General features: G+C 67.7%; 16 protein-coding genes. 3 read left to right on the plus strand and 13 right to left on the minus strand.

Going from position 1 to position 13,204, the window contains the following annotated elements; translation table 11 throughout:
- Positions 1 to 174: 174 nt before the first annotated feature.
- Positions 175 to 3,060 (plus strand): TonB-dependent receptor, encoded by a 2,886-nt coding sequence (locus tag CSW64_RS18180; RefSeq protein WP_245863761.1) that lies wholly within the window; start codon positions 175 to 177, stop codon positions 3,058 to 3,060.
- Between the two features lie 94 nt (positions 3,061 to 3,154).
- Here CSW64_RS18180 and CSW64_RS18185 read toward each other — a convergent pair whose 3' ends face one another.
- A complete protein-coding gene (locus tag CSW64_RS18185; protein ID WP_099623423.1) occupies positions 3,155 to 3,763 on the minus strand; it encodes a TetR/AcrR family transcriptional regulator in 609 nt (202 codons plus the stop codon).
- A gap of 223 nt (positions 3,764 to 3,986) precedes the next feature.
- Between CSW64_RS18185 and CSW64_RS18190 the strand changes: the two genes are divergently transcribed.
- A complete protein-coding gene (locus tag CSW64_RS18190) occupies positions 3,987 to 4,850 on the plus strand; it encodes a metal-dependent hydrolase (protein ID WP_099623424.1) in 864 nt (287 codons plus the stop codon).
- Positions 4,851 to 4,967: 117 nt separating this feature from the next.
- Here the strand turns inward: CSW64_RS18190 and CSW64_RS18195 are convergent, their stop codons facing one another.
- Genes CSW64_RS18195 through CSW64_RS18210 form a run of 4 tightly spaced genes read right to left on the minus strand, consistent with a single transcriptional unit; the run spans position 4,968 to position 7,759 of the window.
- On the minus strand, positions 4,968 to 5,798 hold the full coding sequence (locus CSW64_RS18195; protein WP_099623425.1) for a TauD/TfdA dioxygenase family protein: 831 nt from the start codon (positions 5,796 to 5,798) through the stop codon (positions 4,968 to 4,970).
- Between the two features lie 50 nt (positions 5,799 to 5,848).
- Positions 5,849 to 6,655 (minus strand): TrmH family RNA methyltransferase, encoded by an 807-nt coding sequence (locus tag CSW64_RS18200; protein ID WP_099623426.1) that lies wholly within the window; start codon positions 6,653 to 6,655, stop codon positions 5,849 to 5,851.
- Positions 6,656 to 6,701: 46 nt separating this feature from the next.
- Positions 6,702 to 7,244 carry a MarR family winged helix-turn-helix transcriptional regulator gene (locus CSW64_RS18205; RefSeq protein ID WP_099623427.1) on the minus strand — a complete coding sequence of 181 codons (543 nt, stop codon included), beginning with the start codon at positions 7,242 to 7,244 and terminating at the stop codon, positions 6,702 to 6,704.
- Complete coding sequence (locus CSW64_RS18210) at positions 7,241 to 7,759, minus strand: MarR family winged helix-turn-helix transcriptional regulator (RefSeq protein WP_172448619.1); 519 nt, start codon at positions 7,757 to 7,759, stop codon at positions 7,241 to 7,243. Before CSW64_RS18210 ends, CSW64_RS18205 begins: the two co-directional genes overlap by 4 nt.
- 240 nt (positions 7,760 to 7,999) lie before the next feature.
- On the opposite strand from CSW64_RS18210, the gene CSW64_RS18215 reads away from it, so the two are divergent.
- Positions 8,000 to 8,377, plus strand: coding sequence for a hypothetical protein (locus tag CSW64_RS18215; RefSeq protein WP_150131451.1), 378 nt, complete (start codon positions 8,000 to 8,002; stop codon positions 8,375 to 8,377).
- A gap of 18 nt (positions 8,378 to 8,395) precedes the next feature.
- Here the strand turns inward: CSW64_RS18215 and CSW64_RS18220 are convergent, their stop codons facing one another.
- From CSW64_RS18220 to CSW64_RS18255, 8 genes are read right to left on the minus strand one after another with little or no spacing between them, the layout of a single operon-like run.
- Positions 8,396 to 8,854 (minus strand): hypothetical protein, encoded by a 459-nt coding sequence (locus tag CSW64_RS18220; RefSeq protein ID WP_099623430.1) that lies wholly within the window; start codon positions 8,852 to 8,854, stop codon positions 8,396 to 8,398.
- On the minus strand, positions 8,851 to 9,462 hold the full coding sequence (locus CSW64_RS18225; RefSeq protein ID WP_099623431.1) for a response regulator: 612 nt from the start codon (positions 9,460 to 9,462) through the stop codon (positions 8,851 to 8,853). Before CSW64_RS18225 ends, CSW64_RS18220 begins: the two co-directional genes overlap by 4 nt.
- Before the next feature lie 10 nt (positions 9,463 to 9,472).
- On the minus strand, positions 9,473 to 9,868 hold the full coding sequence (locus tag CSW64_RS18230) for a hypothetical protein (RefSeq protein WP_099623432.1): 396 nt from the start codon (positions 9,866 to 9,868) through the stop codon (positions 9,473 to 9,475).
- Positions 9,868 to 10,425 carry a chemotaxis protein CheD gene (locus tag CSW64_RS18235; RefSeq protein WP_099623433.1) on the minus strand — a complete coding sequence of 186 codons (558 nt, stop codon included), beginning with the start codon at positions 10,423 to 10,425 and terminating at the stop codon, positions 9,868 to 9,870. Before CSW64_RS18235 ends, CSW64_RS18230 begins: the two co-directional genes overlap by 1 nt.
- Positions 10,422 to 10,811, minus strand: coding sequence for a response regulator (locus CSW64_RS18240; protein ID WP_099623434.1), 390 nt, complete (start codon positions 10,809 to 10,811; stop codon positions 10,422 to 10,424). The genes CSW64_RS18235 and CSW64_RS18240 overlap by 4 nt, the downstream gene beginning before the upstream one ends.
- Positions 10,811 to 11,857 (minus strand): protein-glutamate methylesterase/protein-glutamine glutaminase, encoded by a 1,047-nt coding sequence (locus CSW64_RS18245; RefSeq protein ID WP_099623435.1) that lies wholly within the window; start codon positions 11,855 to 11,857, stop codon positions 10,811 to 10,813. Before CSW64_RS18245 ends, CSW64_RS18240 begins: the two co-directional genes overlap by 1 nt.
- Positions 11,854 to 12,732, minus strand: coding sequence for a CheR family methyltransferase (locus CSW64_RS18250; RefSeq protein WP_099623436.1), 879 nt, complete (start codon positions 12,730 to 12,732; stop codon positions 11,854 to 11,856). The genes CSW64_RS18245 and CSW64_RS18250 overlap by 4 nt, the downstream gene beginning before the upstream one ends.
- A 5-nt stretch (positions 12,733 to 12,737) precedes the next feature.
- Positions 12,738 to 13,202 carry a chemotaxis protein CheW gene (locus tag CSW64_RS18255; protein WP_099624336.1) on the minus strand — a complete coding sequence of 155 codons (465 nt, stop codon included), beginning with the start codon at positions 13,200 to 13,202 and terminating at the stop codon, positions 12,738 to 12,740.
- Between the last annotated feature and the right edge of the window lie 2 nt (positions 13,203 to 13,204).

Below are 13,204 nucleotides of genomic sequence, written 5' to 3' on the forward strand. Positions count from 1 at the left end.
GTAAATTCACATTGACACGCCCGTGAATTCGCCCGAGTAGTCCCGCCACGCAGGCGGCGCCGCGGCCGACCTGCATTCAAAGATCACGCGGTGAGGGACCACGCCGGCCACCAAGGATCCGGCGGTTGAGGGAGGCTATCAACGATGCTTGCATCGTCATACAGGCGCGCGCTCATGCGAGCGGGCGTTTCCGTCGGCGCGTTGCTTGTCGCGGCCGGCGCGGCTCAGGCACAGGAGGCCGGCCAGGAAACCGGGGCGACCGTCGAGGAACTGATCGTCACCGCCCAGAAGAAGGAAGAGGCGATCCAGGACGTGCCGATCGCCATCTCGGCCTTCTCGGCCAAGGCGCTCGAGGCTCAGAAGATCGAAGGCGGCACCGACCTCGTGAAGAGCGTGCCCAACGTCACCTTCTCGAAGACCAATTTCTCCGGCTACAATTTCCAGATCCGCGGCGTCGGCACCAAGGCGCTGGCCGTCTCGACCGATCCGGCCGTGGCGATCAGCTTCAACAACAGCGCCCTGATCCGGAACCGGCTGTTCGAGCAGGAATACTTCGACGTCGAGCGGGTCGAGGTCCTGCGCGGGCCGCAGGGCACCCTGTACGGCCGCAACGCCACCGGCGGCGTGGTCAACATGATCACCGCCCGGCCGAAGCTCGGCGCGTTCGGCGCCCAGGTCGAGGCCGAGATCGGCAACTTCGACAGCCGCCGCGTCAAGGCGATGGTCAACGTCCCGATCGGCGAGACCCTGGCGGTCCGCGTCGCCGGCGCGCTGACCAGCCGCAGCGGTTACGGCTTCAACGCCACGACCGGCAGCGACATCGACGGCCGCGAGCTGTGGTCGGGCCGCCTCAGCCTGGCCTGGCGCCCGACCGACCGTTTCAACGCCGAGTTCGTCTGGGAGCATTTCGACGAGGACGACAACCGCGCCCGGACCAGCAAACAGCTGTGCCACCGCGACGCGGGCCCGGCCCGGGTCGGCGTGATCGACATCAGCAACAGCCCCATGGAGCGGGGAATGCTGTCGCAGGGCTGCAAGCCCGGCTCGCTCTACGAGGACGGCGCCTACGGCACGCCGAACGGCGCCAGCATCCCGTTCGTGACCGCCGCCCAGACCATGTCGGTCCTGGGCTACGACGCCGGCTTCAACCCGATCTTCGCGATGAAGCCGATCGACCCCTATGGCGGCCGCATGCAGTCGCGGGACCTGCGCCGGATCGAGTCCCACTTCGACCCCAAATACCGCGCGAAGGCGGACATCTATCAGCTCAACCTCGACGTCGAGTTGACCCCGTCGCTGCAGCTGTTCTCGCAGACCCTCTATAACCAGGACGAGTACTTCGCGAGCCAGGACTACAACCGGTTCACCAGCGACCCGATCTTCAACGACTCGAACCTGGCCACGCCGGGCAGCCGGCTGGCGATCACGCCGGGCGGGATCTACACCGACCCGCAGCTCGGCGCGTCCAACACCATCATGGGCCTGGACATCGTCAAGGCGAAGAGCACCCAGCTGTCCCAGGAGTTCCGGCTGCAGTCGAGCTTCGACGGGCCGTTCAACTTCAGCGCGGGCGTGAACTATCTCGAGTACGAGACCGAGGAGGACTACTACGTCTTCTTCAACGCCATCACCCTGGTCGCCGAGTCCTTCTTCAACGCCGCGATCAACGGCGGGACCAGCTCGGCCTGCGCGGCCGGCGCCACGACCGGCTGCGTCTACATCGACCCCAATCCGGTCGACAGGATCAACGGTCGGGGCCACAACTACTACCGCAGCCAAAACCCCTACAAGCTGAGCTCCCGCGCAGCGTTCGGCGAGGTCTACTGGGATGTCGCCGACAACCTGAAGATCACCGCCGGCCTGCGCTACACGATGGACCGCAAGCGGTTCACCCTGATGCCGACCCAGCTGCTGATGGCGCCGAACATCGGCGGCGGCTACATCAACGAGGGCTTCCGCACCACCGGCCGCATCAGCCAGGAGTGGAAGGAGATGACCGGCCGGGTGGGCTTCGACTGGAAGCCGATCGTGCCGTTCACCGACGAGACGATGGTCTATGCCTTCCTCTCGCGCGGCTACAAGGGCGGCGGCGCCAACCCGCCGGGCATCGACGCCGATCCGAACTGGCTCTACTTCCCGGCCCAGCCGGCGACCTACCGGCCTGAGTTCGTCAACGCCTTCGAGGTCGGGACCAAGAACGTCCTGCTCGGCGGCAGCCTGGTTCTGAACGGCGCGGCCTTCTACTACGACTACAGCGACTACCAGATCTCCAAGATCGTCGATCGCACCGCGGTGAACGAGAACTTCGACGCCAAGGTCTGGGGCGCCGAGCTGGAGGCGATCTGGGCGCCGACCCGGGACCTGCGCTTCAACGCCAGCCTAGGCTTCCTGAAGACCCGGCTGGCCGACGGCGCCCAGTCGATCGACATGATGGACCGCCTGCAGGGCAACACCGACTACCTGGTGGTGAAGCCCTGGTCGCAGCTGACCTCCAACTGCGTCGTGCCCAAGGCGATCGTCGAGAAGCTGATGGCCTCGCCGATGTACGCGGGCCAGAACGGCTTCCCGCTGCAGTTCCTGTGTGGCGGCGGCCTGCTCGGCGACCTGCGGCCGGGCGGGTCCTGGGCCAGCCTATACGGCGTGTCGTTCGATCCGGCGACCCAGTCGCCCAACGGCGGCGCCGGCTTCATGGCCGACCTTAGCGGCAACGAACTGCCGAACTCGCCGCATTGGACCGCCAGCCTGGGCGCCCAGTACACCTGGCATATCGGCGACAGCTGGGAAGCGACCCTGCGCGGCGACTACTACCGCCAGGGCGAGAGCTACGCCCGCATCTACAACACCGAGTTCGACCGCCTGAAGGCCTGGGATAACCTGAACCTGGCTCTCACCGTGGCGAAGCCGGACAGCGGGCTTCAGCTCCAGCTCTACGTGAAGAACGTCTTCGACGAGAGCCCGATCACCGACGCCTTCCTGAACAGCGACGACAGCGCCCTGACGACCAACGTCTTCACGCTGGATCCGCGCCTGGTCGGCCTGTCGGTGCGCAAGACCTTCTAACCCTAACTCAGGCTAACTCCGGTCACTCTGTCCACCGGAGGCCTAGGGCGGCGGCATTTCATCCTCTCCTGCCGCCGCCCTATCCTTTTTCCGATCAGAAGAAGCTCGGAAGCACCTGCGCCGTGATGCTGCGGCCAGCGTCGTCCTCGGCCCCGAGCATGCCCCGCAACGGGCCGCCGATCATCGAATCCCCGAACGCCATCAGCGCGATCAGCAGGACCGCGGACTGAATCCGCCTTCTTCCGGACGGCCCCTCGTCGGCGAACTTCTCGGCGATCGCCTCGACCAGGTCGGTCACGGCCTGCCGCACGGGCTCCAGATGGCCGAGGTCGCCCGACAGCGCGATCCAGGCCGCGAGCCGTCCGGCTCCGCCTTTGTCAAAAGCATCGAACACGATGTCGATCAGCGCCCGAGGCGCGGCCGAGTCCGACCGAACATGGGCGACGGCGTCGCCCAGGGCGACGGTCAGATCCCGGACCATCGACCCCATCAACGCCGACTGCAGCCCCGCCGCCGAGCCGAAATGGTGGATGACATTGGCGTGGGTCATGCCGACCCGTTTGCCGATCGCCGCCAGGGTCACGGCGGTCGGTCCGCTTTCGATGAGCAGTTCCCGGGCGGCGGTCAACGCCTCTTCGCGGGCTTCCTCGGGCGAGCGCTTGCGGCGCTTCTTGGCGGCCGGCGCGGCCTCAGATATTGACATGGATGTAAATAGCCGTCATGTTTCCTGTGAAGCCGGTCGAGACGCCCACAAACACGGCGTCGAGGGGCCGGCGTCCAGCGGACGATCCGCCGGGCAGTAAGCTCGCGCCTATACTTACATCCAAGTCAAGGAATTGGGTCTCCAGTCCTGACTTTCACAGCGCCCGCCTCCCCCGTCGACACGGCCCGGAGGTCGAACTGCGACCGAAAGGATATTGACACAAATGTCAGCAACCCCCACCACGCCTGCCGACCTCTCGATCCAGCTGCGCGACTATCGCTTCGCTCGTGAAACGCCGCCGCATCCGCGCTGGTGGCTGAACGGCGACATGGTCGCCACGGCCTTCTTCAACGCCATGTCGGCCACTTTCCCGCTCGGCGAGCGCTTCTTCATGGACGCCGTGAAGATGCACCGCGAACACGCCGACGGCGTGCTCAAGGAGCAGATCTCGGCCTTCCTGTTCCAGGAAGCCATGCACAGCCGCGAACACGTCGTGTTCAACGAGATCGCCGAGAAGGCGGGCTACGACATGTCGCCGTTGGAGAACCGCGCCAAGAAGGTCCTGAGCTTCGCCCGCAAGCGCAAGCCGATCCAACAGCTGGCGGCGACCTGCGCCCTGGAGCACTTCACCGCCATTCTCGCGCACGCCCTTCTGGCCGACGACCGTTACCTCGAGGGTGCGCCGTCGGAGGCGCAGGAGCTGTGGCGCTGGCACGCCATGGAGGAGATCGAGCACAAGGCGGTGGCCTTCGACACCTACCTGGCCGCGACCAAGACCTGGACGCCGTTCCAGCGCTGGCTGCTGCGCGCGCGCTCGATGATCCACGCCTCGATCCTGTTCTACATCGCGATCGGCCGGAACATGGGCGACGTCTACAAGCAGGACGGCCAGGACAACATCCGGACCTGGTTCAGGACGGCCAACTACCTGCTGTTCAAGCCGGGCGTCGTCAGCAAGATCGCCGGCATCTACTTCGACTACTACCGCCCGGGCTTCCACCCCTGGGATCATGACGACCGCACCCTGCTGGCCAAGGCCGAGAGCATGCTCTCGCGGCCGCCGGTCGCAGCGGCGGCCGTCGCCTAGGGTCGGCGCTCCCCCGCCGCCCCTTCCCCGCGCAGGCGGAGGATCCAGAGGCCCCTCAAGACTTCCATCGCCAGGGAAGCTCGAGGGGACCCAGGGTCCCCGTCTCCGCGGGGATTTTCATGACGGATCGACGGTCACGCGGCGCATGTGACGTCGTTGGCCCGGATAGTCGTTGAGGGCGAAGTGCCAGACGGACCGGTTGTCCCAGAAGGCGACCGATCCGGGCTCCCATCGGAACCGGCAGGTGAAGGCCTCGTAGCGGCTATGTTCAAAGAGGTAGTCGAGCAGCGGCTTCGACTCTCGCCGGCTCCAGCCCTCGAACCGCATCGTGAAGGCCGGATTGACGTACAACGCCTTGCGGCCGGTCTCCGGATGAACCTTGATCACGGGATGGACGAACTCGCCGGCCAGCCCCTCGGCCTCGGCGACCTGCATCGACTCCCGCTTCTGGGCCGATTGCCCCCTGGCTGAATACTCCCGCCCCGCCGAATGGACGGCGTTCAGGCTTTCCAGTGTCGCCTTCAGGCCCGGCGACAGCGCTTCGTAGGCGGCGACCTGGCTCGCGAACAGGGTGTCGCCGCCGTAGTCCGGCGTCTGCACGGCATAGAGAATGGAGCCGATGCTCGGCGCCTCTAGGAAGCTCATGTCGGAGTGCCAACCGCCGCCGAAATTGGTCTTGTCGGCCGGCTCCTTGACGATCTCCATGACCTCGGGATGGTCGGCCATTCCCTTCACATAGGGATGGACGTTCAGCGGCCCGAACCGTCGCCCGAAGCGCAACTGCTGCTCCGGCTCCAGCGATTGGCCGCGAAAGAAGATCACCTGATGCTCGACGAAGGCGGCGCGGATTGCGGCGATCGTCTCGTCGGAAAGGTCCCGCGCCAGATCAACGCCCGAGATTTCGGCGCCCAGGGCGCCCGCAGCCTTCCGGATGCTCAGTCCGCTCATGATCGTGTCTCCTCGCCCCGAGCGGATGTTGAGGGGGAAGGCCGTGGGCTTCAACCCGCCGTGCGCAGGTGGTGCAGGGCCAAGCCGCCGGTGACGGCCACATTGAGAGAGTCGAAGCCGGCCGCCATCGGGATCGAGACCGTCCGGCAACGGGCCATCAGCCCCTCCGGCAGCCCCGGCCCCTCGGCGCCCAGCAGCAGGGCCGCCCGGGGAATCGGTTCGAGCCGATGCAGCGGCGTCTCACCCGCCGGACTGAGTGCGACGGAGGTCAGCCGGCGCCGGTCGAGCAGGCCGACCAGGTCCTCGCCCTCCTCCAGCCGCGCGAACGGGACGCGCAGCACGCCGCCCACCGAGACGCGGATGGCCTTGCGGTACAACGGGTCACAGCAGGTGGGATCGAGCAGCACCGCATCAGCCCCGAACGCGGCGGCGTTGCGGAACAACCCGCCCATGTTGTCGTGGTTGGCGATCCCGACCAGGACCATCACCAGCGCCGGCCGGCCCTGCAGTCCCGCCAGCAGGGCGTCGGCCGCAGGCTCCGGCGCACGCTCGGCCAGGGCCAGGATGCCGCGATGCAGCGGGAAGCCGGCGACCGCGTCCACCACCGCCTGGTCGGCGAGGTAGACCGGAACAGCGTCCGGCAGGGTCGACAGGATCGGCTCGAGCTTGTCGCGCCGCTTGGCCGCGATCAGCACCGACAGCGGCCGGTGCCGATCCTGGCCGGCCAACACGCGCAACACCGTCTCGCCCTCGGCGATAAAGCGCCCTTCGCGGCCGACCAGATCCTTCTCGCGGACATCGCGATAGGCGGCGATACGCGGATCGTTGGGGTCATCGAGGGGCAGATAGGTCGGCACGACGCCTCGATAGCGCTCGCTGAGCGAAAGATCGAGGCGGACGCGCCTAGGCCGCGCCCCGCGTTCTTTCCGGATCGGGCGAGCTCAGGGTCAGCACGCCCTCGGCCAGGGCCGGATCCTCGATCAGGTTGGCGACGATCTGGTGAAGCCCGCGGGTCATCTCCCGCAGCCGCGTCTCGCTTACACCGCCAAGGGCCTTGCGATTGAAGTCGATCAGCAGCCGCACGCCCACCTCATAGGTTTCACGGGCCTGGTCGGTCAGGGTCAGCTGGACCTGGCGGCGATCCTCCGGCGGCGTCGCGCGATCGATCAGGCCGTCGGCGACCATCTGGTCCACCGTTCGGGTCAGGGTGGTGCGCTCGAAGGTGCTCATCCTGGCCAGGGTGTTCATGGTGCAGGGCTCGGTCCGGCTGACCAGCACCAGCACCCGCCACATGGTCAGGCTCAGGCCGGACGGCCGCAGGGCCTTCTCGAACTCGACGTCGCGGCGACGCAAGGCCTGATGCAGCAGGTGGAAGAAATACTCCGGGACATCGACGAGGAACTCGCCGGTCGGGTCGACCGAACGGGCGCGTCCCTCGGTCGTCACAGGGCCCCCTTCTCGAACATCAGGATATCCCGCGCCCAGGCGTCGTCATCGATGACGTTGTTGACCACCTGCCGCAGCACACGCTCGAGGACCGCGACGTCGGCCCCGGCGACGCCGCGCATAGCCTTGTCGTTGAAGCGGATCACCGCCTCGACGGCCGTCTGGTAGGCGCTGCGTCCCTCGTCGGTCAGGTCAAGCAGGGTGCGACGGCGATCCTCCGCCGTGGTCAGGCGCTCGACGTATCCGGCCGCCACCAGTTGATCCATGGTGCGGGTCAGGGTCGTGCGATCTATGGCGCAGAAGTCGGCGACCTCGCCCATGGCGCTCCGGCCCAGGCGGTTCAGGGTCGACAGGATGCGCCACTTGGCGATCGACAGGTCCAGCCCGGCGAGCATCTTGCCCAGCTCGGTCTCCCGCTGCCGCACGACGTGATACTGCAGGTAGAAGAAATACTCCGGCGGGGGGTCGTGTGGACGCTCGCCGGCCATTTCCGCCTCCGCCTTTTCGAAGATCATGACTCTGCCGTCAGGTAGCGTCGTTCGGCGGGAGACCACCATTTCTAAGAACCCAAATCAAGTGCGTTTGCACTTGGTGTATTTCAGAAATGTGCAATCACCGATATATGCATTTGCACCTTTTTCGTTGACACTGACACAGCCTCGGCATAACGACGGATTCAGTTCGCGTACGGGGGCGTCGTTGGGACGCAAAGCGCTTCCGGTTTGCCGCGTCGCTCGTTTGTGTGGACTCCCGCCTTGCAAACTCAAGCCGCCGCGGCGCTCAGCGATGACCTGCGCGCCCGTCTCGACGCCCTTGACGTGGATGTCAGCTGCGCCCTGCGCTTCTCGCGGGCGACGCTCTACGCGCTCGCGGCCATGTCGAAGGACGCCCGCGTCGCCATCGACCGTTGCCTGCGTGAAGAGGCCGCCATCGTCCGCGTCGACGACCTCAAGGCCAGCGACGCCATCGCCGCGACCCTGAACGAGGCCCGCCGGCACATCGCCGCCGCCGACACCGCGTCCGACGCCGTCCGCGACCTGGAGCGCATGCTGGTCGAGAGCGCTGCGGACCTCGAAGGTGCGCTGGCGGCGGCGGCCAGCAACGACCGATCGCCAGCCCAATCCGCCGGCTAGAGCCGCAGCCGGCCGAGTTCAGACCTGCGGCGGCGCGCTGAGCCGCTGGTTCATGGCTTCGAGAGACACCAGAACGGCGGCCTCCTCGGCCGCGCGGTCGGCGCCTTCAAGCATCCGCCCCAGCGCCGTGGCGTAGACCAGCGCCATGTCCGAGCGCCAGTCATCGTGCTCGCTCATCAACTCGATCGCCCGTCCGAACAGGCCGCCGCAGCGAGAGAGGGTTCCCAGGCCGCAGGCGCCGGCCACACCCAGCACGCCGTTGGCCAGCCAGGCCAGTCGCGCCCGGTCGGGTTCGGGTTGCTCGCAAAGCGCTTCGATCTCGTCCACCCACTCGCGCAACGAGACCATCATCCCGTCCTGAGCCTCGCGCACCGCGTCGTGCGCCCGCGCCAGGGCGGCGTCCAGCTTCAGGCCGAAGCGGACGTCGACGGCGTCGGCCAGGCGGTTGGCGACCTTGTAGATCCGGGCGCTGCTCACAGGTTGACCCTCGTCGGCTTCAGCAGCATGTCGATCTCGTTCTGTGACATGTTCGGCTCGGAGGCCATGCCGACCTCGGCGCTCAGGTCGTCATGGCGGCGCCCCTTCATGCCGGCCGGCGGGCCGAATACCTTGAAGCGGCGGTCCGGCCCCGCGTAGCTCTCGCATTCGACGAAGTGGCGCCGGTCGCGACCCAGCCAGATGATCCGCTGCAGCAAGACCTGCGGCGTGACGGGCTTGGCGACGACGAAATTGGCCCCGCAGTCGCGGGCCATGCTGACGTCGTCCAGCCGGGTGCCGCCGGTGACCACCAGGATGGAGGCCGCCCGGTTGGCCTCCGGTCCTTCCCGTCGAAGCCAGCGGATGAACTCGAAGCCCTGGCCGTCGGCCAGAGCCGCCTCGACGAGGATCAGGTCGAACTCCGCGCCCATGACGGCGTTGCGGGCGTCGTCCACGCTCTCGCAGCGGGTTTGCCGACGCAGGTCGAACCCGGACAGGATTCCGGAGAGCATGTCGAGATGGATCGGGTTGTCATCGATCAGCAGGGCGCGGCTGCGCGAGAGGTCGATCTTCGCATTGGACGACAGCAATGGGGGGGCCGCGGTCATCGCCAGATCCTCAGAAGAGGTCGAAGTCGCCCGTGGACGGGTCGTCGTCGGCCTCGCGCACGCCCAGACCCAGCGCCTGCGATTCCAGACGATCGGCCATGTCCTGCAGAGACACCCCGGCCAGCGCGCCGGTCAGGTCCACCGCCGGATCGAACGCCGAGGCGTCGATCAGCTCACGGACGAATCCGGCCAGCGCGTCCAGCCGCTGCGTGGCCAGGTCCAGGCCCTGGAGCTCGCGGATCACCACCGCGTCGAGCGCCGCGCCCAGGTCCGGAGCGGCGCAGGCGTCCTGCATGCGCAGCAGCTGGTCGCGCAGCAGGATCAGCTCCTGGGCGACGCCCTCCAGGCTCCCTGCAAGCCCGTGAGGCAGGTCCGACGCGACCCGGGCGGCGACGTTCGTCGTCATCAGAACAGCTCCAGGTCGCCGCTCGGCGCGGGCGGGGGCGTGGCAAGCTTGCGCTCTGCCGTAAACACGGAAGGATCGGCGTCGGTCAGCAGACGCTGCATGGCCTGGCCGGTCGTCGGGCGGTAGCGGATGCGGCGCGCCAGCGTGCCGCCGGTGTCGCCGCCGACGACCGGGATGCCTTCCGCCGACAGAAAGCGTTTGGCGAAAGCGGCGTTCTCGGCCCCGATGTTGCGCAGGCGATCGAACATCGCGCCGCCGCCGAACAGCTTGGCCTCCAGCCGGTCGCGACGGGCGCCGGCGCGCAGAAGGCTGTTGATCAGGATTTCCATGGCGTTGACGCCATAGCGTCGCGCCTCGTCCTCGTTCATGCCGCCGTCGCCTTCAGGCAGCAGAAAGTGGTTCATCCCGCCAAGCCCAAGACCCGGATCGCGGATGCAGGCGGCGATGCAGGACCCCAGGATGGTGGTCATCACCACCCCCTCGGCGTCGGACACATGGTGCTCGCCCTGGCCGACGTGGATCATGCGTTCGCGTGGCGCGATGACGGCTTCGCTCATGAAATCGGACCGAAGACGCCCTCGATCTTGTCCTTCAGGATCTGAACGGTGAAGGGCTTCACGAGGTAGTTGTTGACGCCGAACTGCACCGCGCGCTGGACGAGGTCCGCATCCGCCCGGCCGGTCAGCATGATGAAGGCGGTCTTCTGGATCGGGCCATGCGAGCGCACGGCGCGCAGCAGGCCCAGGCCGTCCAGCTTGGGCATGTTGTAGTCGGAGATGATCAGATGCGCCGGCTTGGTCAGCAGGTGCCGCAGCGCGGCCTCGCCATCGGCGGCCTCGCTGATGTCCTTGAACCCGAGCTGCTGCAGACCGGTGCGGACCAGCGACCGGATGGTCATCTGATCATCGACGACCAGCACCGAGATGGCGGAAGCGGCGGGCATCAGTTCTGTCCCTCGGAGTTCAGGCTGCAGGCGCCCAGCACATGGGCGCTCATGCGGGAGATGGGGGCTTGGCGCTCGACGGCGCCGATCTCGAAGGCCGCGCGCGGCATGCCGTAGACGACGCAGCTCGCCTCGTCCTGGCCGAAGGTCCGGGCGCCGGCCTGGCGCATGGCCAGCAGGCCCTTGGCCCCGTCCTTGCCCATGCCGGTCAGGATCGCGCCCACGGCGCGGTCGCCGACGGCCTGGACCACGGAGTCGAACAGCACGTCGACCGACGGCGAGTGGCCGTTGACGGGCGCGCCTTCGCGGACGCGGGCGCGGAGGACGCCGCCGGCCTTCTCGACCGTCAGATGCCGGTCGCCGCCCGGCGCCAGATAGACCTTGCCGGCCTGCATCGGCGCGCCGTCGACAGCCTCCTCGACCGAGGCGGCGGAAGCCTTGTCGAGGCGGTGGGCGAAGCTCTTGGTGAAGGTCGCCGGCATATGCTGGGTGATCACCGTCGGCGGACAGTTGGCCGGAAAGGCCGAGATCACCGTCAGCAGGGCCTCGACGCCGCCGGTCGACGAACCGATGGCCAGGACATTGCCGTTGGGCCGGAAGTCGCCGCCGGCGTTGGCCGCCGGCCGCGGGGCGTCGCCCAGCGGTCGCAGGCGCGACCGCGCCGCCGCCTTGACCTTCTCCGTCAGGCCGCTGAACGCCTCGGCGGCGGTGACGCCGGGGCCAGGCTTGCCGACACAGTCGACCGCGCCCAGGGCCAGGGCCTCGATCGTGGTGTCGGCGCCCTTCTGGGTCAGGGTCGAGATCATGATCACCGGCGTCGGACGCAGGCGCATGATCTTCTCGAGGAACTCGATGCCGCTCATGTTCGGCATCTCGACGTCGAGGGTGACCACGTCCGGGTTCAGCCGCTTGATCGCCTCGCGCGCTTCAAGGGGATCGCCGGCCGAGCCGATGACCTCGATCTCGGGATCGCGCCGCAGCACGGCGGTGATGACCCCGCGCATGGTCGGGGAGTCGTCGACGACCAGGACGCCCACGCGGCTCATCGCAGGTCTCCCGGCATCTTGTAGACGGTCAGGCCGTCGCTCTGCAGCCGGCCGCCGTCGCCGGTGACCCGCTCGGAGTGGCCGATGTAGAGACGGCCGCCGGGGGTCATCACGTCGATGAACTTCTTCCAGACGGCTTCCTGGGTGGCGTCGTCGAAGTAGATGACCACGTTGCGGCAGAAGATGACGTCGAACTTGCCGCTCATCGGCCAGGACCGGACCAGGTTCAGCTCACGGAAAGCGATCAGCTCCTGAACCTCGTCGGCGAAGCGCCACATGTCGGCCCCCGCGTCGGGCGCGCGGCGCAGCAGCTTGCGGTCGGAAGCCGGCACCGCTTCGAGCAGGTCGCGGCTGTAGACCCCGGTGCGAGCGGCGGCGACCACATTCGGGTCGATGTCGGTGGCCAGGATCTTGACGTCGTAGCGCAGCGCGTCCGGCAGAGCCGCCAGCACGCTCAGCGCCATCGAATAGGGCTCCTGCCCCGTCGAGCAGGCCGCCGACCACAGCCGCACTCGGCCGCCGGCGCGGGCCCGCGCCGCCAAGGCGGGCATCACCGTGTTCTTCAAGTGGTCGAAGTGGTGCGGCTCGCGGAAGAAGCGGGTGACGTTGGTGGTCAGGGCGGCCAGCATCGCCTGGCGTTCGTCGACGCCGTGCGAGCCCTGGATAAGCTTGCAGTAGTCCTTGAAGCTCGAGATGCCGAGCAGGCGCAGCCGCTTGGCCAGACGCGAATAGACCAGCGTCGACTTCGACTCGGGCAGGTAGATGCCCGCGTCGCCGTGGAGGACGGCCGCGATCGTGCGGAAGTCCTCGGGCGTGAAGGCGAACTCACGACCATTTTCCCGGACAGGCCTGGAAGATGCTTCGACGCCGGTCATGACGGTCAGGCGGCCTCCCTCTGCGGCTGGTCCAGGACCAGATCGAGATCGAGCAGGCTGATCATGCGGCCGTCGAGCGCGATCAGGCCGCGCACGAAGTTCTGCATCTGGTCGCCGGCGAGGTCGGGCGTCCGCTGCACGACATGGTCGGCGGTCGAGAGGATGTCGCAGACCGCATCGACCAGCAGGCCGACGATGCGGCTGCCGATCTGGACCACGATGATCACGTGCCGGGCGGTCTCCACCGCGCGGCCCAGACCCAGACGGTCGGCCAGGTCGATGACCGGCAGCACGGCTCCGCGCAGGTTGATCACGCCACGGACGAAGGGCGGCGAATGGGGCACGGGCGTCGCCGGTGTCCAGCCGCGGATCTCACGCACCGCCATGATGTCGACGCAGAACTCCTGCTCCCCGATACGGAAGGAGATCAGTTCGCTGCCGTCACGGCCGTCGAGGGAAATGTCTGTCATCG

Source organism: Caulobacter mirabilis, assembly GCF_002749615.1.
Taxonomy (GTDB): domain Bacteria; phylum Pseudomonadota; class Alphaproteobacteria; order Caulobacterales; family Caulobacteraceae; genus Caulobacter; species Caulobacter mirabilis.